At 40.9% G+C, this 20,388-nt stretch carries 16 protein-coding genes; 6 read left to right on the top strand and 10 right to left on the bottom strand.

What is annotated here, in order from left to right; all coding sequences use genetic code 11:
- Positions 1 to 311: 311 nt before the first annotated feature.
- Entirely contained in the window at positions 312 to 1,139 is an 828-nt protein-coding gene (yidA, locus tag MN204_RS07745; RefSeq protein ID WP_249870529.1) for a sugar-phosphatase, read from the bottom strand.
- Between the two features lie 437 nt (positions 1,140 to 1,576).
- Between yidA and MN204_RS07740 the strand changes: the two genes are divergently transcribed.
- The 3 genes from MN204_RS07740 to MN204_RS07730 all read left to right on the top strand — a co-directional run bounded on the left by MN204_RS07740 (position 1,577) and on the right by MN204_RS07730 (position 4,665).
- The gene (locus tag MN204_RS07740; protein WP_249870528.1) at positions 1,577 to 2,746 is read left to right on the top strand and encodes a hypothetical protein; all 1,170 of its coding nucleotides are present in this window, start codon (positions 1,577 to 1,579) and stop codon (positions 2,744 to 2,746) included.
- A 325-nt stretch (positions 2,747 to 3,071) separates the two neighbouring features.
- Positions 3,072 to 4,316 (top strand): metal-dependent hydrolase family protein, encoded by a 1,245-nt coding sequence (locus MN204_RS07735; RefSeq protein ID WP_249870527.1) that lies wholly within the window; start codon positions 3,072 to 3,074, stop codon positions 4,314 to 4,316.
- Positions 4,317 to 4,443: 127 nt separating this feature from the next.
- On the top strand, positions 4,444 to 4,665 hold the full coding sequence (locus tag MN204_RS07730; protein WP_249870526.1) for a hypothetical protein: 222 nt from the start codon (positions 4,444 to 4,446) through the stop codon (positions 4,663 to 4,665).
- A 316-nt stretch (positions 4,666 to 4,981) separates the two neighbouring features.
- On the opposite strand, the gene MN204_RS07725 is transcribed toward MN204_RS07730, so the two are convergent.
- Positions 4,982 to 5,542 carry a sigma-70 family RNA polymerase sigma factor gene (locus MN204_RS07725; protein ID WP_249870525.1) on the bottom strand — a complete coding sequence of 187 codons (561 nt, stop codon included), beginning with the start codon at positions 5,540 to 5,542 and terminating at the stop codon, positions 4,982 to 4,984.
- A gap of 662 nt (positions 5,543 to 6,204) precedes the next feature.
- Here MN204_RS07725 and trpB point away from each other — a divergent pair.
- Both trpB and MN204_RS07715 read left to right on the top strand, forming a co-directional pair.
- On the top strand, positions 6,205 to 7,368 hold the full coding sequence (gene trpB, locus MN204_RS07720; protein WP_249870524.1) for a tryptophan synthase subunit beta: 1,164 nt from the start codon (positions 6,205 to 6,207) through the stop codon (positions 7,366 to 7,368).
- Positions 7,369 to 7,675: 307 nt separating this feature from the next.
- Positions 7,676 to 8,311: a YdcF family protein gene (locus tag MN204_RS07715; protein WP_249870523.1), complete on the top strand. Its 636-nt coding sequence runs from the start codon at positions 7,676 to 7,678 to the stop codon at positions 8,309 to 8,311.
- A 188-nt stretch (positions 8,312 to 8,499) separates the two neighbouring features.
- On the opposite strand, the gene MN204_RS07710 is transcribed toward MN204_RS07715, so the two are convergent.
- The 8 genes from MN204_RS07710 to MN204_RS07675 all read right to left on the bottom strand — a co-directional run bounded on the left by MN204_RS07710 (position 8,500) and on the right by MN204_RS07675 (position 18,809).
- A complete protein-coding gene (locus MN204_RS07710; RefSeq protein ID WP_249870522.1) occupies positions 8,500 to 9,318 on the bottom strand; it encodes an ABC transporter permease in 819 nt (272 codons plus the stop codon).
- Between the two features lie 11 nt (positions 9,319 to 9,329).
- Complete coding sequence (locus tag MN204_RS07705; protein ID WP_249870521.1) at positions 9,330 to 10,271, bottom strand: ABC transporter permease; 942 nt, start codon at positions 10,269 to 10,271, stop codon at positions 9,330 to 9,332.
- A 16-nt stretch (positions 10,272 to 10,287) separates the two neighbouring features.
- Complete coding sequence (locus MN204_RS07700) at positions 10,288 to 11,847, bottom strand: ABC transporter substrate-binding protein (RefSeq protein WP_249870520.1); 1,560 nt, start codon at positions 11,845 to 11,847, stop codon at positions 10,288 to 10,290.
- A gap of 228 nt (positions 11,848 to 12,075) precedes the next feature.
- On the bottom strand, positions 12,076 to 13,041 hold the full coding sequence (locus MN204_RS07695; protein ID WP_249870519.1) for a P1 family peptidase: 966 nt from the start codon (positions 13,039 to 13,041) through the stop codon (positions 12,076 to 12,078).
- 23 nt (positions 13,042 to 13,064) lie between these two features.
- Entirely contained in the window at positions 13,065 to 14,084 is a 1,020-nt protein-coding gene (locus MN204_RS07690) for an ABC transporter ATP-binding protein (protein ID WP_249870518.1), read from the bottom strand.
- On the bottom strand, positions 14,074 to 15,102 hold the full coding sequence (locus MN204_RS07685; RefSeq protein ID WP_249870517.1) for an ABC transporter ATP-binding protein: 1,029 nt from the start codon (positions 15,100 to 15,102) through the stop codon (positions 14,074 to 14,076). Before MN204_RS07685 ends, MN204_RS07690 begins: the two co-directional genes overlap by 11 nt.
- A gap of 59 nt (positions 15,103 to 15,161) precedes the next feature.
- Positions 15,162 to 16,382, bottom strand: coding sequence for a M20 family metallopeptidase (locus MN204_RS07680; RefSeq protein WP_249870516.1), 1,221 nt, complete (start codon positions 16,380 to 16,382; stop codon positions 15,162 to 15,164).
- A gap of 789 nt (positions 16,383 to 17,171) precedes the next feature.
- The gene (locus tag MN204_RS07675; RefSeq protein WP_249870515.1) at positions 17,172 to 18,809 is read right to left on the bottom strand and encodes a PucR family transcriptional regulator; all 1,638 of its coding nucleotides are present in this window, start codon (positions 18,807 to 18,809) and stop codon (positions 17,172 to 17,174) included.
- Positions 18,810 to 19,010: 201 nt separating this feature from the next.
- On the opposite strand from MN204_RS07675, the gene MN204_RS07670 reads away from it, so the two are divergent.
- On the top strand, positions 19,011 to 20,366 hold the full coding sequence (locus MN204_RS07670; protein WP_249870514.1) for an aspartate aminotransferase family protein: 1,356 nt from the start codon (positions 19,011 to 19,013) through the stop codon (positions 20,364 to 20,366).
- Positions 20,367 to 20,388 lie beyond the last annotated feature (22 nt).

The raw sequence follows: 20,388 nt of genomic DNA, 5'->3' as shown, positions 1-20,388 counted from the left end.
GTCTATAGGTTTATATTATGTAAATAAATCTTAACAGGAAAGAAGCATGGGGACGGTTCTCATGCTTCCTTTTTAGTGAGCAATAAGCAAAAGAAGCCTTCCTGTGCTTCTTTCACCAACAGAAAAAAGAAGTAATCGCCCACCGTACAAATCAAAGTGTGGGTAATTACTTCTTTTAATGTTGGAAGCATGGGACATTCCCTCATGCTTTTCTTATTGCTTCTGCATACGTGCAACAAAGGCTATCATCAATAGGCTTGGCGACAACCAAGTTTTGTAAATAAGGAAGCAAAAGAACCGTCCCCATGCTTCTATTTGGGAACACGTAAAGGTTCTAGTGCGAGTTTTTCGATTGCATATGCCACTCCGTTTTCATTGTTACTTCGGGTTTGGAAATCGGCTGCTGCTTTGATCTCTGGAATGGCGTTATCCATTGCCACGCCACACCCTGCGTACTGAATCATCGATAAATCATTTCCATTATCACCGATACTCATAACTTCCTCTTGCTTAATACCAAGCTGTTCCGAAAGCTTCCTCACTGCATTTCCTTTGCTTGCACTAGGATGAACAAATTCAAGGAAATAAGGGGCACTTCGAACAATCGTATACTCTTCATTTAGGTTCTCCGGAAGTGCTTGGATGGTTTGATTTAAGTTTTCCGGATTATCAATAAACATGATTTTTGGTATCGATAGGTTTGTTGGTATATCGCTCACCTGGCGATAACTTAATGGAATTTTATTTAAATACGATTCTAACACCGTATATTCACTAATATCGGCGTTCGGCGTATAAAGACCTTCTACATCAAAGAAATGCATTGGTGTGTTCAGTTCGATACTAAGTTCATGCAGCTTCACTAAATCATCATGTCCAAGTGAAATTTGTGCTACAACTTTGTTTGTATGCGTATCTTGAACAAATGCACCATTATATGCGATGACAAAGTCACCCTCTTCATCTAAGTTTAATGCTTTTATGTAGCTCCGCATTCCGCCAATTGGACGCCCGGAGCAGAGGACAATTTTAATCCCTTGTCTTTTTGCTTCATCCAATACATTTTTTACATCTTCGGTTACTTCATGACGGTCATTTAAAAGTGTCCCGTCCATATCTATCGCAATTAATTTATACAATGTTCATTCTCCATTCTCCAGTCTGATAGGACCATTATACGACAACAAGGCTTATTTGGCATGTGGATAGATTTGGAGTCATTCCCAAAGTCTTGCATTATAAAAGAAATTATTTCAAATTTTATAAGACAATTTTTCTTTGCTTTTCTACTTCTCGAACTATACCGTATCGTACGTAAGAAATCCTTTAATTTTTGGTAATAATTAGCTTTATAAGTGGCATCCTATGGAGTGACTTACATCGAGTAAAATCGTAATCGTTTACATAACGAAATTTGACGAATACTTCAAAAAACATATTGATTTTCACGAAATAGTACGTATAATGTGTATTTACAAACGCTCGAATTATAAGGTGAATAGCTTGCTAGGGGCCCAAATTTTAGAGTGAATTATCATAATAATAGAATTACAAACATCTTAGGAGGGTCTTTTTTATGCTTAGTAATCCACTTATCGCAACAACATTAATTTTTGCATTAATTGCTTTAGGGGAATGGCTTTCAATCGTTTCCCGAGCAAGAATTCCGATGCTGCTGACAGCTATGGTTGGCTACCTTGTTTTAGTTTGGACAGGAATCTTCCCAGTTGATCTGTTGGAAAGATCTCAATTTGCAGCGTTGGGCGCCATTCTCATTGGCCCTGTTATCCTGCATATGGGAACGATGATTCCTTTTGCTACTTTAAAAAGTCAATATAAAGCAGTACTGATTGCAGTCGGCGGACTCGTTGTGTCAGGGGTACTTGTACTGACCATTGTCACCTTCCTGTTTGATTATCCAACTGCTGTTGCAGGGGTTGGTCCTCTTAGTGGCGGAGTTGTAGCGTTAATCATTACATCTGAGAAGCTAACTGAGATTGGTCTTGCCAGCTTAATCATTATTCCAGCTTTAATCGTCGCATTCCAGGGAGTATTGGGAATGCCACTTGCTCAATTTTTCCTGCGTAAATATGCTGTTTCGATTCAAAAGGAAATGGATAACGGAACATTTGTATCTGTCAATGATACAGGTACAGATCATACTGCAACTGAGACGGCTTCATCATCAAGTCCAATCAAAACGAGTATGACTTTAAAATTATTCTACGTATTTGTTGGGGCAGCCATAGGTGTTTTGCTCGGTGAACTCACTGGAATTAACTACAGTCTTTGGTGTCTTATTATTGGTGTTGTCGGGTTAAAGATTGGTATTTTTGAATCGAAACAGCTTGAGAAAGCTAATTCATTTAACATATCGATGCTAGGAATTATTTTTGTCGTGATTGGTTCCATGGCAGGAGTTAGTCCACAAGACGTTGTCAGTAATCTGCCAAGTGTAATCGTACTGATTTTGCTCGGGACTACGGGTCTTTGTATTGGTGGATATATTGTTTCCAAACTGGTTAAATGGCATCCAAACAAAGGAATGCCTGTAGCGTTAACTGCACTATTTGGATTCCCTGCAGATTATATACTTTGTGAAGAAGTAAGCAGAAGTATTGCTCGAAATGAAAAAGAAGAAAAAGCAATTTTTAATGAAATACTGACACCGATGTTAATTGGCGGTTTTACTACAGTTACCATTGCTTCGATTATTATAGCTGGAATATTGGTAGAGACATTATAGAAGCTGTTTAAAAAGTCTGATAAAAATGACACACCAATCTCGCACGAATGCTTTCTTTTGTATTCCATAGAAAAGAAAAACATTTTCCTGTGTGCGAAGAGATTCTTTAGAAGCATCCTTTGTACGCATATATTAAAAAGCACACAACACGCTACTCAAAGATATGCTTCCTCAGAACTTTCGACGCACAGGACGTGCTAGTGTCGGTTTCGCAACAAAGCTTTTCGATGGAGCGAGTAATCGTAGGCTCCAGGACATTGCGTTCTTGGCCGACCGGTCCTTTTTATCCTTCTTTTTGAACAGAAATTATAGGAGGTAATAGTTAATGACTAGAACGCTAATTAAAAATGGTTTATTCATTGATGGAAATGGTGGCGCCCCCCAGGAGAACGCAGTTGTTGTTATGGAGGATAACCGTATTGTTTATGCCGGGCAAGAAAATGATTACCGTTCCACTGGTGAAGAAACGATTCTAGATGCGCAAGGTGGAACGATCATCCCTGGATTGTGTGATACACATGTACATATGATGCTGGAATTTTCCTCACCTGCAGAAAGACTGGCAACACCTTTCTCATTTATGTATTACCAAGCTGCAAAATATTTGGAAAGAACGCTTCATGCAGGTGTGACCTCCGTTCGTGACGCTCTTGGTACCGACCTTGGCGTAAAAAAAGCGGTTGACGAAGGATTAATAGCTGGACCGAGATTGCAATTAAGTATCAATGCGTTGACAATCACGGGTGGTCATGGAGATGGTTATACCGTATCAGGGAGAGACATGGATCTGCTTCCTTCTGATTATCCTGGAATGCCAAATGGCAAGTGTGATGGAGTGGAAGAGGTACGTAAGAAAACCCGCGAAATGCTGCGTGCTGGTGCAGAGGTAATCAAAGTACATGCAACTGGAGGTGTGCTAAGCGCAACAGATCATCCGGAGTTTACACAATTTTCACAGGCAGAGCTAGAAGCTATTGTTGAAGAAGGTAAATTCAGAAAAGGTGTAAAAGTGATGGCGCATGCCCAAGGTGCAGAAGGGATCAAGAATGCGGTAAGAGCTGGGATTCATTCAATCGAGCATGGAATTTTTATCGATGACGAAGCAATTGAACTGATGCTGGAAAAAGGAACATTCCTTGTCCCGACATTGCTTGCGCCAGTAGCAGTTCTTGAAACAGCAGATGAAATGGGAATGCCAGAAACAGCAGTACAAAAGTCCAAAGAGGTTATCGAAATTCACAAAGCAAGCATTGCAAAAGCATATAAAGCTGGCGTTAAGATTGCAATGGGAACCGATGCAGGCGTGATGAGGCATGGCACAAACCTTCGTGAATTAGGTCTGATGGCGGATGTTGGAATGACACCAATGGAAACGATCGTTGCTTCGACAAAAACAGCTGCAGAGTGCTTGGGCTGGGAAGATAAATTAGGAACCATTGAGCATGGGAAACTTGCCGACATTGTTATCGTTAAAGGTAACCCATTAGAAGATATCTACTCAATGGCAAATCACGATACCATTCAAGTTGTTATTAAAGATGGAAAAATAGAAAAGAACCTTCTTGTTTAAACAAAAAGCCTATCCTAAAACCGGATAGGCTTTTTTGGTACTGTCACTTCAACATAGATAGGATTAATAAATTTTATAAAACTGCAGAAGATATACTTGTCTTTACTATTACTGAGGAGGGATCTTGATGACTCAACAACCAATTGATGTAAATCAACTGACACAAGCAAAAGCAAATGTAACATTAACAAAGGAGTTATTAGCCCAAGCAATTGAAAAGTCTACATCAGACCAGGCACTTGCCCAAGAAGCAATTAAACAAGCTTCTTCTGAAATTGCCACTGCCCAGACAGTGATTAGCCAAGTTCAAAGTGCCATATTATCGCAACAAGCTCAATCTGAATCTTAAGAAGTATTGTAGGTGTTTCATTGTCCGAGGAACATCCTGCCTATTATGGTGTCAGCACTTCAACTTGTGAAGCATTGAAAATTTTTAGAAAAATAATGTAAGTAGAAAAAGGCCTGATTTAATTCTGGCCTTTTTTCATGGATTGGGTGTAATGTATCCCTTCTTTATTTGTAGCGATGTCAATGGCATTCTTTTGCTAAAGTACAGAAGTTTTCAAATAAGTATAGAGTTTAATTTAATTAATTCGTCAAACAATACTGATTGTAAGTGGTTTTGCGAGTGTGTGGGTCTGACCTGAAATTCCAAGAATCAATTGCTAAGGAAACTCCCCCTCCAGCGACCTGATAAACTCCGCATTTCGCATTTTCTTTCTTGCTTCCTTTCCCCAGCTCTTCACTGCCTCAACAGATACACCTTCCTGCTCGGCAATTTCTTTTAATGACTTGTCCGCAATAATATAGCCCTCCACCCATTTCCATTGCTTCCCCGACAATAGCTCCATTACATGTTGCCAAATCTGCTCATCTTCAATAATATCTTTAAAATTATCGACGTGAGTAGAAGATGATTCATTCGTCTGATACACAGAATTTTCAAATGCGGCTTCTTCATCTTTTGGAGCTAATATTTCTTTTTCCTGTCGTTTACTTTCTTTGCGAATCAGATCAATCAACCGGCGCCTAATAATGAAGTTGAAATACGTGTTAAGCGGGCCTTTATCAGGTTGATAGTTTTCATATGCATTCCACATTGCAATTGCCCCTTCCTGATAAAATTCTCGATGGGGATCTCGGATGTTAAGTTTGTGAAGATGGTAATGAATCCTCCGCTCATTCTGCTTGAAAATCTCTTCAAAGGTAAAGGTCTGCTTATCCATTATTCAATCACTCCTCAATTAGAAACTTAGACGCACTTTTGCAGTAGGAAAGGTTTATCTTTCTTTTCTGCTATATAAACTTATCCATAGCTATAATCGAAGTTGCTTCTTAGTTTGGGGTGCATGTAAAGAAATGCGTATTCAAAATACGACATAACTACAGTTATAAAGAAATTAGCGGGAAACAGAAGTTGTATCAGAAGGTGAGATAGGACATATGTGACAGGCAAGAAGGCCAGTTCCAGTGCTTCGTTCGAACCGGCCTTTGCTTTTTTGCATCCGTCCAAGTTGGAAGAGTACCCCAGCCAAACGGGAGAGCCCTCCCCTAATTCGGGAGAGCCCCCCGCTCAAGCGGGAGAGCCCCCCGCCCAAACGGGAGAGCTCCCCACCCAAACGGGAGAGCCCCCCGGTCAAACGGGAGAGACCCCCGGTCAAACGGGAGAGCCCCCCGCCCAAACGGGAGAGCTCTCCACCCAAACGGGAGAGCATCCCGCCCAAACGGGAGAGCCCACCCAAACGGGAGAGCCCTCTCTAACACTTCTCTTTTCCAATATCCATTATAATGCAAATCATTTCATAGCCCGCAAACCTTTAAGTTAATTAATTTTTCATATATAATAGAAAACATGGTTTAGAATTATAGATTAGGAGCTGAGAAAAGAATGAGTAGAGAGAGTGTAGCTGAGCAAGGGTATTTCGGAGAGTATGGGGGCAGTTTTGTTCCGGATGATTTGAAAATAGTATTAGATCGAATCGGAAATGAATTTCATCGATATAAAGAAGATCCGGAATTTCTCGAGGAGTACCGTTATTATTTGAAAGAATATGTTGGGCGTGAGAATCCGCTCACATTTGCAAAGAATCTTACAGAACAAATAGGTGGGGCGAAGATTTATTTGAAACGTGAGGATTTAAACCATACTGGAGCACATAAAATCAACAATGCTTTAGGCCAGATTCTTTTGGCAAAACGCATGGGTGCTAAGCGGATTATTGCAGAAACTGGTGCAGGTCAGCATGGGGTTGCGACAGCGACAGCGAGTGCAATGGTTGGTTTGCCATGTACGATTTACATGGGCAAGGTGGATACGGAAAGACAGGCATTGAATGTTTTTCGAATGGAATTGCTTGGAGCTGAGGTTGTTGCAGTGGATAAAGGCCGCGGCAGATTGAAGGAAGCTGTCGATGAGGCGTTTGCCGACCTTGTAGCAAACCAGAATGATACTTTTTACTTAATTGGTTCAGCTGTTGGGCCATACCCATATCCGGAGATGGTAAAGTTTTTCCAGGCAATTATTAGTGAAGAATCGAAAAAGCAAATTCTCGAAAAAGAAGGTAAGTTGCCGACAGCGGTCGTTGCCTGTACAGGTGGAGGAAGCAATGCGATTGGAGCCTTTGCCAATTATATCGAGGATGAAAAGGTGCGTTTAATCGGGGTAGAACCAGCAGAGGCACCGTCGATTTCGGAAGGGGTTTCTGCCGTATTTCATGGGTACCGTTCCCTGATATTATTGGATGAGGATGGAAATCCAAAACCAACTAATTCGATTGCTGCAGGTCTTGATTATCAAGGTGTCGGACCAGAACATAGCTATTTACATGCTACTGGAAGAGGAGAATATGTCACAGCTACTGGTCAGGAAGCACTGGAAGCCTTCCAGCAATTATCGAAAATTGAAGGCATCATCCCGGCGCTGGAAAGTTCTCACGCTGTCGCCCACGCAGTAAAATTAGCAAAAGAACTAAATAAGGATGATGTGATCATTGTCAACCTCTCGGGTAGAGGGGATAAGGATGTTAATCAGGTTTTTGATATGTTGAAGTAGCAGCAAAATATTTTTATGGTTTTATTCACAGTGAATGTAGCCCCAGAGAGGGAAGTTTCTATTATTCTTGAAACATGCAAACACTGGAACCAACGTGGAAGATTAAAAACACAATGTGAGCACAATAGCCCATCAACTCGGTCATACGGAGTAAGATGGGTTATTTGTTTGTAATGTTATAAAAGAGGGATTACACTTTGGATGAAGCTCTTCACAACTACGCTTATACTCAATATATGACCTGAATATCTGTCTCCTCTAACAGAATATAAGATTTTATTTACTACGGTATCAGGGAGGCAATACTATGAAAAAAACGAAAATCATGTTAATCCTACTTACTCTATTTATAGCACTTATACTTCTTTTTCTCCGCTATGGCGGGGAGTGGTTAGTGGCTGAAGATAATCTGGAAGAAATGGATCATGCGGTTATTGTTCTGCTGATGGGAAGTGTCGCTGACAGGGGACTTGGTGCTGCAGAGCTTTATGAGCAAGGCAAGGGGGACAGCATTCTCATGGTACGTTCGCACATGCCCGGTGCAGAGGCATTAGAGGAGCGGGGAATATCCATTTCTGGGGATGCAGATAACAGTCAGCGGATTTTATCGGAATTGGGAGTGCCAGAAGCGGATATTACTATTCTCCCAGGTGATGCCCAGAGTACAAAGGATGAAGCGTTAGCAGTTGCTGAGTATTTGGAGGGCAGGCCGAATATCGATCGGATCGTACTTGTTACATCGAAATACCATTCCCAGCGGTCCAAGCTTATTTTCAACAAAGCTCTCAAGCAATTGGATATAGAAATTTATTCAGCGCCAACTCCCTATGATACCTTTCATGCCAGAGAATGGTACTGGGACAGGGAAGATATTCAGCGTGTCGCAACAGAATACCTGAAACTCGCTCACTTTCTATTACTAGAGCAGTTTCAAATGAGATGATAGACCGGCTATCGGAAATCATTAGAAAACGTGGCATACGCCAAGTATTTTCGCGGATGTCATAGTTGTACTTGCTAAAAAAGAAGGCTATCCGGAATGTTAAACTTAACATTCCGGATAGCCTATTATTCGTATATAAGCAAGTATACTACCAACCTAGGTAAGTGCTACTCTTAATGCCAAGTTTTCTAAGAATTTGACCGTGGATCCATCATATCTCGAATAGCATTACTTAATAAATATAATCCCAACACCAACAGCGTGATCGCACCACCTGGGGCGTAGGTATACCAAGGGGAAGCAATCAAATAGGCCTGGGCATCTTTCAGCATTCTTCCCCAGCTTGGATCTGGCGGTTGGACACCTAGACCTAAATAGCTAAGTGCTGCTTCAGCTAACATCGCTATTGCAAAGGCAATCGATGCAGCAACGATGATTTGCGAAGAAATGTTAGGCAAAATATGTTTGAACATAATTTTATAAGACTGGACACCAATCAATTTCGATGCTGTGACATATTCCGCTTCCTTCTGCTGGACAAACCCACTCCTTGTTACCCGTGCAATACTTGGAATGGCAATGATACCGAGAGCTATTGATGTATTTATAATTCCTGGGCCGAAAACAGCAACGAGCATGAGTGCTAAAATGATTCCAGGAAAAGCCATGAGTGCATCCATGAATCGCATAAAAATCTCGTCTATCCAACCACCGACATAACCTGCGATACCACCGATTAATACACCGAAGAACACCCCGATAGTCACCGTCAGTGCCCCTACAATAAATGCAGTTTGGCTGCCTTTTAATATTCTGCTGAAAATATCGCGCCCAAATTCATCCGTACCAAAGATATGCTTACTGCTTGGTTCCTGAAGTTTGTTTGGGATATCCATCGAATTCACATCATAAGGAGTATAGAAGAAACTCACAACCATCATGCCAAGGAAGACGAAGAGTATCAGCGATCCCAGTATGAGATTTATATTTTTAGCATATTTACGCATCTTTACACATCCTAACGCAACCTAATTCGCGGATCGATGACAGAATACAAGATATCCACTACGAAATTAATAAACACGACGGTAATCGTAATATACATAACGATTCCTTGTACTAATGGAAAATCACGATAACTGATCGATGTAATTAACAATTGCCCGATTCCCGGTAAAGCAAAGACTTGTTCGACAATAATAGTTCCAGCAACTACTTCTGCCGTGATCAATCCAAAAATAGTGAGGATTGGAATCAAAGCGTTTTTTAAAATATGTTTATACACGACGATTTTTTCAGGTAAACCTTTACTCCGGATGGTACGCACATAGTCGAGTTGCATTTGCTCTAAAATCGAAGTCCTTACATAGCGAAATTTTACGGCAATTTGTGGAATGGCAATCGTTAATGCAGGCAGGATTAATGTGCTTAGTGCACCCTTGATACTTTCTGACCAGGGAATATATCCGCTGATTTTAAAGAAATCGACGTTCATCCCGATATAAAGAATAAGGATCATTCCCAGCCAAAAAGATGGGATTGCCATTCCTAATTGTGTCACGGATGATAACACTACATCACTGAATTTTTTTTGTCGTTTTGCCACAAATATTCCTAAAGGGAGAGCAACGAGTACAACGATGATTAATGCCATACTCGCCACCGACAATGTAACAGGCAACCGTTCCATTAACAGCGTACTGACCGGCATCGAAAACCGGATCGAATTTCCTAAGTCGCCAGTGAATAGCCCTTTTATCCAATCAACGTATTGTTCATGTAGTGGGCGGTTTAGACCGAGCTCATTCCTCAAGCTTTCAATTTGAGTCTCATCCGCCTCTGTCCCCAGCATGGTTCGTACAGGATCTCCCGGTAATATTTGAAACACGGCAAACGTAATGATGGATACGAGTGCGATTGTGACGACAAGTAAAAGTAAACGGCGAATGATGTAAAACATAGTACCAGCCCTCTGCTTAATCGAATTTAACTTCTTTCATATCATGGAACCAGAATGGATAACTCTTTAAACCTGAAATGTCTTGCTTTGAACCCCATAAGATCTGGTAGTCCGCGATATAAACTGCTGCTGATTCTTCATTTAAGATTTCTTGGGCCCGGTGATAATAGTCAATTTGTTTTTCTCTTTCCGTTTCTTTTAGCACGTCTGCCATTACCTGATCGAATTCCTCATTATCAAATAGGAAGAAGTTCTCTGCATCATTGGTCGAAATATAGTCATTTAAAATCTCGTATGCAGATGGTCTGCCTGTTAAATCGATTGTTGTCATTTCATAATCACGTCCAAAATAAACCCGCTCTAACCAGATACCCCATTCCACTACTTCGATCTCTACATCGATACCAATTTCTTTTAGATTTTCTACTGCGATTTGGCCAATGCTTGAATAGATATCATTGTGGGAAGAAACCGTGATTTTCGTTTTAAATCCATCTGGATAGCCTGCTTCTGCGAGTAGTTGTTTGGCTTTCTCCACATCCCGCTGATAGACATCCTGAAGTCCATCAAGGTAATAATCTCCCATGGCAGGGCTCATATTGGAACCGATTGGAGTAGCATAACCAGAGAAAACAGAGTCAATAATATCCTGTTTATTAATGCTTAAGTTAATTGCTTGGCGAACGTTGACATCATTAAAAGGTTCTTTTTCTTGATTAAAGGTAATGATTAACGTTGAGTTGTTATTTTGGTGGGAAATGTTAAAGCTGTCCTCCACCTCTGAAACACGATGGCCTGGAACGCCTGTCACATCTACTTCTCCAGCGATAAGATTCATGACGGCTGCCTGGTCATCCGATTGGAATACAAAGGTTACATTGTCTAAATAAGGCAGTCCATCTTCCCAATAGTCTTCATTTTTCTTTAGTTCAAGATTTGCACCTGGTGAATAGTTAACAAAGGCAAATGGACCAGTTCCAATTGGGTTATCATTATGTTTGCCATCATTACTTTGTGGTACGATTGCCGATTGTAATGCAGTTAAAGAATAGAGGAAATTAGAATTTGCTTCTTTTAATGTCATGACAAACGTTGTGTCATCAAGTACATCAATGGAATCTAAATTATCAAAGTTACCGGATAATTTTTCGCCGCCATTTAGTCCCATCAACCGTTCGAAAGTATAGACGACATCATCAATGGTTAAAGGTTTTCCATTATGGAATGTTACGCCTTGGCGAATCGAAAACGTATAGGTTAACCCATCTTCAGAAACTTCATAGCTATCTGCTAAACCTTCTGTTAATGAGCCGTCTGTTTGCGGGATAAATAATCCTTCAAACATATTTAAAATCATCTGGAATGAAATAGATGCGGTTGCACGATGTGGATCCAAAAAGTCTGGATCATCATTCACCCGTACCCGAATGTCCTGTACCTGATCTGCTGCTCCTGCTGTTGCTTCAGCCTCGTCTTTACTACCCGTTGTGTTTCCTTCATCTGCGTTGGAACAAGCACTAATGAAGAGCACGACCAATACCAAAACGATTGTCAACCAAAATTTTCTCTTTAACAAATTAACCACCCCTTTTTTAAAAGTAAATAAAGTATAAATTTTTGGCAGCAATTAATACTTACACCTAAACTGCCACGTCCAGCTCCAGCACCCAGGGACTAGCGAGACTTCCTTCACCTCCGTACGATAAGTCAACATCGGCTCCCTACGGTCGCCGTGTTTCCTTTATCTCCTACGCCTCAGTCCAGTCCGTACGTCCCTAAACGGGCGCTTGCGCTTTTGTTCTTTTTAATCGATTAAGCTGGAATAACTTTTCATATTATTAATCGGCTCTGCTGCTCTTATTGCCTTTAAAATGGCCTTTTCCATGGATTCTGCAGCAAGTGTGCCTAAATAATCCACCGGGTACTTTTCCGTGCCTGTTCCTAATACAAAGATCGTATCTCCATCAAACATCGTATGAACGGGGAAGATGACTCTTGCTAATGCATTCTGGGTGAGTGCAGCAATTTTTTTCGCTTCTGCTTTTGTCAGTTTTGCATTCATGGCGACAACACCAATCGTCGTGTTTGTTCCTGCCTGGGCTTGTGAAGAAACGTTTCTTTTTATGTAGTCGATACTATCGATGAATTCAGACGTTTCCGGATCCCATGCACCTGCAAGGATGGTGTTTGTTTGCGGATCTCGAATATCTCCTACCGCATTCACTGCAACAATCGCACCGACGATTAAATCTCCTACACCCTCAACCGAACAACTGCCTAATCCAGATTTCATCGAAAGCTCTGGTCCTGCTAGTTTACCAACCGTTGCCCCACATCCTGCACCTGTATTACCTTGTTGAAAGTCGCCAGCCTTTGCCATACTTGCCGCTTGGTAGCCCATCTTGATATCCGGTCTTACGTTCGGGTCGCCAACATTTAAATCAAAAATGACGGCACTCGGAACAATCGGTACTTTTGCTACGCCCACATCAAATCCGACTTCCTGCTCTTCTAAATATTTCATCATTCCAGAGGCTGCTTCCAATCCGTAAGCACTACCACCGGAGAGACAAATGGCATGAACTTCCACAATCGCATTAATCGGGTCAAGTGCATCCGTTTCTCTTGTTCCGGGCGCAGATCCGCGGACATCAACCCCACAGACGGCACCTTCCTCCGTCAAAATGGCTGTACAGCCTGTTAATGCCTGAGCGTCTTCGTAATTTCCCACCTTGACACCCGGAACATCTGTAATATTGCCATATCTCATTCATTGATCACCAAGCTTTCCTTTCAGACTTGAACCATACTGGATACCGTGTTTTCCTTTTTCTCTTTTTCTTCATATAAAAAGCATGCAACCTGCTGCTGGTCATTGACTTCTTTCAACAGCGGCCTATTCTGTTTGCATTTTTCCATAGCAAATGGACATCTTTGGTGAAACGCACAACCAACTGGTGGATCTACTGGACTTGGCAATTCACCTGTTATCGGAATTTCCTCCCGCTTCTGGTCGAAGTTAACAACGGGAATGGCTGAAAGTAATGCTTTCGTATACGGATGTAATGGATTAGCATAAAGCGAATCCTTTGTTGCAATTTCTACGATCCTTCCTAAATACATCACCGCAACCCGGTCACTAATATGCTTAATGACACTTAAATCGTGGGATATAAATAAATACGTCAGCTCAAATTCATCCTGTAAATCCAGCAGTAAGTTCAGTACCTGAGATTGAATGGAGACATCGAGTGCGCTCACAGGTTCATCTGCAATAATAAGCTTAGGGTTAATCGCCAGTGCGCGGGCAATCCCGATTCGTTGCCGTTGTCCACCTGAAAACTCATGGGGGAGTTTTTTCAAAGCCTCTTCAGATAAACCGACCTTTTCAATCAATTCCACAACCCTTTTTTTCCGTTCGGACTTAGTGAGGGTTGTATGCATTTTTATCGGCTCTTCGATAATCTTTTCAATCCTCATCCTGGGATTTAGGGAACCAAATGGATCCTGAAATATCATTTGCATTTGGTTCCGATGAACTTGAAGTGCTTTTGATTTCAGTTTTTCAAGGTGCTGCCCTTCAAAAATAATCTCTCCATCCGTTGGCTCTACCAGCTTCAAAATCGTTCGTCCCAATGTGGACTTGCCGGACCCTGATTCACCTACAATTCCGAGTGTTTCTCCTTTATACAGATTTAGCGATATATCATCGACCGCTTTTAATACGGATCGTTTTCCAATTCTAAAAGGTACTTTGACTGGGAAATAGGTTTTCAAGTTAGATACCTTCAGTAACACTTCTTTATTGGGCATCGTATTCACCGCCTTTTAGGAACGGAAGATGGCAGCGAGCTTTATGTCCATCTGAAATACGTACTAGCTCTGGTGCGACTTGTCTGCATTTTTCCATTACGAATTCACATCGGTCTGCAAAACGGCACCCTTCCGGAAACTGATGTGCTGGAGGGACATTTCCCGGTATGGATGGTAATCTTCTTAGATTTTGGTCCAGGTTTGGCATTGTTTTTAGGAGAGCCATCGTATATGGATGTTTTGGATTCAAAAATAATTCTTTAACTGCAGCTTCTTCAACAATTTGTCCACCATACATGACAAGCACCCGGTCGGCTGTTTCTGCGACAACTCCCATATCATGAGTAATTAATAGAATGGAAGAGTTAAACGTATCTTTCATTTTTAACATTAGCTTCAGAATCTGGGATTGCACCGTTACATCCAAAGCGGTTGTGGGCTCATCTGCAATTAATAATTTAGGGTTATTGGACAATGCAATTGCAATCATGACACGTTGCCGCATCCCACCAGATAATTGATGTGGATATTCATCAATGACTTTTTCAGAGTTGGCAATTCCAACGATTTTTAATAACTCGATTGCCTGCTTCCTTGCTTCTTTTTTGGATAGCCGCTGATGATAAACAAGCGACTCGATGATCTGATTACCGATCGTAAAAACAGGATCAAGAGATGTCATCGGTTCCTGAAAAATCATGCCAATGTCATTTCCCCGTACTTTCCGCATCGATTTTTCGGGTAGGGATAGTAACTCCTGCTCTTCTAATTTGATTGTGCCACTGATAATTTTCCCGGGTGGCATCGGAACAAGTCCTATAACAGATAACGAAGTGACACTTTTTCCACTGCCTGATTCACCAACTAAGGCGACTGTTTCCCCTTTATGAATAGAAAAATCGACACCATCAACGGCCTTCGCAACTTTTTTTCGGTTTATGTCAAAATAAATTCTTAAGTCGTTAACCTCGAGCAGGACATCTTTTTGTTTGTTATTTTCTACTGTTGACGATTTCATCTTAGCCCCCCGCAACTTGAACTACTATATTCATTGAAAACCAATCATTACTGGTTTTATCATTCTCTGTTTAAAAAGAGCAATGCCGCCTCCCGGTATATGGCTGTTGTTTCAGCTAATTCCTCAATATCAACATATTCGTTTAATTGATGTGGCACTTCACGATCACCAGCTCCAATCGTCACTATTGGAATACCATGTACATGTAAAAATGTTCCATCTGTTGCACCGGGCACCCCGTTATAGATGGGAGTTTTACCAGTGACACCTTGAACAGCTTCATATATTGCTTGTACGACCGGGTCGTCTTTTGCAGTTAAGGTAGGCGGGCGATTGTCAATGACGGTTAATTCCGAACGAAAATCTGCATCTTCCGCTTTTAGACGATCCACAATGGAATCTATCTTCTGTAATAAATCATCATGATTTTGAGCGGGAATGGTGCGTATATCCAGTGTCAGCATGCAATGGTCAGGAATAACGTTAATTTGAGCTTCCCCCTTAAATGGAGACTGAATAATGGTCGGTGTAATGGAAGGCCATTTCAGGAAGGGATCTTCCCCATATCTTTCTTGTTCTTCTTTTTCCAGCTTTTCCAATTCAACAATGAACCTTGCTAGTCGCCAGTTTGGATTGATACCGCTCCATGATATAGCGCCATGGGCCATTTTCCCAAAAATATCAACCTGTAATCGGATCGCACCACGTTGGGCAATACAAACTTGATTTTCTTCCGGCTCGCAAATAATTGCTCCATCGACTCCATCTGCCCAGCCTTGTTTAATGAAATGTTTAATGCCTAGCATGAGACCTTCTTCATCACATGGAATACAAAGAATAATCTTTCCTGTAAATTCCTCTTTATCTAATAGAATCGATTGTACTGCTGTAATCATACAAGCAAGATTCCCTTTCGTATCATTCGTTCCACGACCATACATTCTTCCATCTACAATTTCGGCACCAAATGGGTCATATTTCCATGCTTCCCGATTTCCAGCAGTTACCACATCTGTATGTCCTTCAAACAGGAGTGTTTTTCCTGGTTTACCAGAATCGACAATCCCAATAACGTTCGGTCTTCCAGGTACTACTTCTTCTATATGTGTTTCAATCCCGATCTGGTTCAAGTAATTTGCTACATAGCTCGCAACCTCGGTCTCATTACCTGTTGGATCGTTTTCCCGGTAAACACTAGGAATCTTCACCAGTTCTCTCGTTAATTGAATAACTGTTTCCCGATCTCTTGTGTACGTTTCACTGACAACTGTTTTTTTCAAAAGATATCCCCCTATTTTTTTACAAAATATTCGAATATTTTTATACATTATATAAGAATTTAGCAAACTAGTAAATAACTATTTTATTTAGAACTTCTTGGACGGAAGAGCCCCACCTCAACTCAGTAGAGTGTCCCGTCCGAACGGGAGAGCCCCACCTTAACTAGGGAGAGAGCTCCGTCTAAACGGGAGAGCCCCCCGTCCAAACGGGAGAGCCCCCGTCCAAACGGGAGAGGGCCCCGCCTAAACGGGAGAGGGCCCCGCCTAAACGGGAGAGAGCCCCGTCCAAACGGGAGAGAGCTCCGTCTAAACGGGAGAGAGCTCCGTCTAAACGGGAGAGAGCCCCGTCCAAACGGGAGAGAGCCCCGCCTAAACGGGAGAGAGCCCCGTCCAAACGGGAGAGAGCCCCGTCCAAACGGGAGAGAGCTCCGTCTAAACGGGAGAGAGCTCCGTCTAAACGGGAGAGAGCCTCGTCTAAACGGGAGAGAGCCTCGCCTAAACGGGAGAGCGAACTCTTAATCCAGCTTTCTATTCGATATAATATCGTTTTCGAATTCTAGTTAATTTACTCTTTTCTCACGTTACGAGTAAGCTTATCCTCTAAAGTAATTTACATCCTGCTATGCTATTAATATAATATACAATAAACTGAATATTCTATATTATAATTCTATCAAACACAGTTAACATCTTCCATTATGTTAAAAGTATGCAACCTATATTTTACAAAGTGTCCAATCGCAATCGAAGTAGAAGAAGGGACATGAACATGAATAAAAGTTTTCCCCTCTATGTAACGAACTCTTGAGATTCCTCTACGATTGATGTTTGCTTTAACAGTTCATAGCCGCTTAATGCGAGTTCAAGGGCTTGTCGATATGTAGGTTCCATGAAATTTGTATCAAGCAATTCCTCAATCTTTTCCAACCGATGATAAAGGGTTTGCCGCACAATGAATAATTGCTCCGCAGTTTCTTTTTTGGAACCCATGCACCGAAGATAGATAGCTAGTGTTTGTAGGAAATCGCTATTATTTTCTCGATCATATTTTAATAGCGGGTCCAGATAATCATGGACATATTCGGTCAGTCTTCCATTTTGTAATTGCTCCAGTAAAATCCGATAGACACCTATTTCTTCGTGAAAGGGGGAATTTAATAGATTCAGCTTTTGTATAAACATACTATCTTTCGCTTCCTTATAGCTTTTGGAAAGAGAAGTGTAGTGCTTTTTGACAGTACTGATTCCACATAATAAGTTACGGTTTTGTTCTTCATGTATGCTACGAATCGCTTCTAAGGTCTGCTCGAATTGGCTGACTGCTTTTTTGTTTTGCTGATCACTATAAAATGAAGTAATAATTGCTGTTTCGTGCTTTTCGATGGAAATGGCAGGGAAGAAACCGTATTTTTTAAAGGTGGACCGTAACATGATGGATTGCTGTAATTTGGCTTCCTCCCATTCATCTTCTGTATAGTCATTTATATCATTGGAAAGAAGAACCAACCGGTAATATAGATTTTCCGATGGGGCAGGTAATACTGATTCTGCTATGGATGGGTCATATGTGTCATCATGAATTAATTTTCGCACCATTTCATGTTCTTTATTCTGTTTTCGTTCTTCCTGTGTTCGATTCCGAAGCATAATTTGAGTAATTGCTAAAGCAGCTCGATCAACAATAGAATAATGAAATTCATCAAGGTAATTTTCCAATAAGGGATTTTCGATACATAAATAACCCCAGCCATGTCCAAGACCACGGATCGGGAAAAAAGTGCAGTTTTCCCCATGAAATTTCGTAATCTCCCTTACATTTGATTGTTGATCAATAATTGTGAATAAATCGGCCGGATTACTTTTTATATTAGGCGGATAATGGAAAATCTTTTTTTTATCCGTAATAAAAATAATAGAGGTTTTAAAATGAAGGAATAATTCATTTAATATTTTTAAAACCCCATTAGGCATAAGAGACAATTCATTAAACTTTTTAGAAATATGATAAATTTGGTGCAGCATTTCATGATGCTGATTAATAATCAATGTATGAAGGTCTTGTGTAATATCAACAAATTTTACGATAGTCGAGAAAACAATTAAAGGGAAATCGTGCTTATCCAGATATTCAATAATTTCCGGTGAGACTTGGTTTACATGTGTGCCAAGTTCAATACAAATTCCAGCAGCATTTTTTTGAATTAATTTCCTCATGGTGTCGACTTCACTAGGATTATCCAATCTGAACTGAGAACCGGTAGTAAGAATCAGTTCCCCACCATTTATCAAAGCTTCAAATTCTTTCGATTCCAGAATATGTGTCCATTTAATTTCCCGATTCAAGCCACCACGACCAGCAATCAGTTGGGCTTGTTTAAATGTTTCCCTTGCTAAAATGTCACCGATTGAAACCTTTAAGCCACTCATGGAACCGCCTCCATAATGTAAAAGTAAATGCAAAACGATTTAACATTATGTAACATGCCAAAACCATTTGGATGCTATAAGATAGATTATGTAATATATTAAAAATTTAGTCAAATCAACCAGCAATAAAAGTACCAGAATCATAGATAATTTGTTTCAAGTTAGACATGACGTGAAATTTATAAAAGGGAGGAAAAGAATATGGAAAAAGTTAAAGGCAAGCAGTCACTGATTGAAAAAGACCGCCGCCATGTATGGCATCATATTTCGCCATATAGTGAAAACAATCTGCCAATGGTGGTGGCGGAGGGAAAGGGCTCCTGGATTACCGATCATGAAGGGAATCGTTATTTGGATGGAATGTCTGGTTTATGGTGTGTCAATGTTGGATATGGACGGGAAGTATTGGCCCAGGCAGCATTCGAGCAAATGAAAATAATGCCTTACGTACCGATGACGAATACCCATGAGCCTGCGATTTTATTGGCGGAGAAGCTGAATGAATTGCTTGATGATGATTATATGATTTTCTATTCAAATAGTGGATCAGATGCCAATGAGGTTGCATTTAAAGTGGCACGTCAATATCATCAGCAAAATGGGGATGCCAATCGTTATAAAATCATCTCACGGTACCGTGCGTATCATGGCAGTTCAATGGGAGCATTGTCAGCAACCGGTCAGGCAATTAGAAAATATAAATATGAACCGCTTGTGAGTGGATTTTTACATGTTGCCCCTCCAGATAATTATCGGAAACCAGAGGGGATTTCAATAGAAGAATACAATGTTCAAAAAGCACAGGAAATAGAAGATACGATTATTTGGGAACAGAAAGATACGATTGCTGCAGTAATTATGGAACCGCTCATCACTGGGGGAGGTGTTATCATTCCTCATCCTGTCTATGTGGAAAAGGTCCAGGAAATCTGCAGGAAACATGGTGTGCTATTCATTATGGATGAGGTTATTTGTGGCTTTGGAAGAACTGGTCAGATGTTTGGTCACCAGCACTTTAATATAAAGCCGGATATTATTTCAATGGCAAAAGGGCTGACAAGTGCCTATTTACCATTGTCTGTTACTGCTGTTCGAAAAGATATTTATGAAGCCTTCAAGAATAATGAGGAAAATAGTCATTTGCGTCATGTGAATACGTTTGGCGGAAACCCGGCCGCATGTGCATTGGCACTTAAAAACATCGAAATTATTGAACAGGAAAACCTTGTTGCGAGGTCAGCAGAATTGGGCAATAAACTGCTAAGGGAGCTGGAGGGGTTACGTAACCATCCTTATGTTGGGGATATTCGTGGACTTGGATTTCTTGCAGGAATCGAGATTGTAGAGGATAAGCTGACGAAAGAGCCAGGTTCTAAGGAACGGGTTGCAAAAATAATAGCAGATTGTAAGGCAAATGGACTTATCGTCGGTAAAAACGGAGATACCGTAGATGGATATAACAATATCATCACCCTATCTCCCCCATTATCAAGTACGGATGATGATTTAGAGTTTATTTTAGCAGTATTAAGGAAAGTATTTGCAGCAAATCAGTAGAAAATTTGGAAATATAAGGAGA

The organism is Oceanobacillus saliphilus (assembly GCF_023522835.1).
Taxonomy (GTDB): domain Bacteria; phylum Bacillota; class Bacilli; order Bacillales; family Amphibacillaceae; genus Oceanobacillus; species Oceanobacillus saliphilus.
The sequence above is the reverse complement of the archived record's forward strand: the minus strand, read 5'-3'. Positions and strand labels throughout refer to the sequence as shown.

Excerpts from the sequence above, each read along its gene's own strand:
- MN204_RS07735 (WP_249870527.1), top strand. The coding sequence starts at position 3,072 with ATGACTAGAACGCTAATTAAAAATGGTTTATTCATTGATGGAAATGGT.
- MN204_RS07710 (WP_249870522.1), bottom strand. The coding sequence starts at position 9,318 with ATGCGTAAATATGCTAAAAATATAAATCTCATACTGGGATCGCTGATA.
- MN204_RS07685 (WP_249870517.1), bottom strand. The coding sequence starts at position 15,102 with ATGAAATCGTCAACAGTAGAAAATAACAAACAAAAAGATGTCCTGCTC.
- MN204_RS07725 (WP_249870525.1), bottom strand. The coding sequence starts at position 5,542 with ATGGATAAGCAGACCTTTACCTTTGAAGAGATTTTCAAGCAGAATGAG.
- MN204_RS07730 (WP_249870526.1), top strand. The coding sequence starts at position 4,444 with ATGACTCAACAACCAATTGATGTAAATCAACTGACACAAGCAAAAGCA.
- MN204_RS07695 (WP_249870519.1), bottom strand. The coding sequence starts at position 13,041 with ATGAGATATGGCAATATTACAGATGTTCCGGGTGTCAAGGTGGGAAAT.
- trpB (WP_249870524.1), top strand. The coding sequence starts at position 6,205 with ATGAGTAGAGAGAGTGTAGCTGAGCAAGGGTATTTCGGAGAGTATGGG.
- MN204_RS07670 (WP_249870514.1), top strand. The coding sequence starts at position 19,011 with ATGGAAAAAGTTAAAGGCAAGCAGTCACTGATTGAAAAAGACCGCCGC.
- MN204_RS07705 (WP_249870521.1), bottom strand. The coding sequence starts at position 10,271 with ATGTTTTACATCATTCGCCGTTTACTTTTACTTGTCGTCACAATCGCA.
- MN204_RS07690 (WP_249870518.1), bottom strand. The coding sequence starts at position 14,084 with ATGCCCAATAAAGAAGTGTTACTGAAGGTATCTAACTTGAAAACCTAT.
- MN204_RS07715 (WP_249870523.1), top strand. The coding sequence starts at position 7,676 with ATGAAAAAAACGAAAATCATGTTAATCCTACTTACTCTATTTATAGCA.
- MN204_RS07675 (WP_249870515.1), bottom strand. The coding sequence starts at position 18,809 with ATGAGTGGCTTAAAGGTTTCAATCGGTGACATTTTAGCAAGGGAAACA.
- MN204_RS07740 (WP_249870528.1), top strand. The coding sequence starts at position 1,577 with ATGCTTAGTAATCCACTTATCGCAACAACATTAATTTTTGCATTAATT.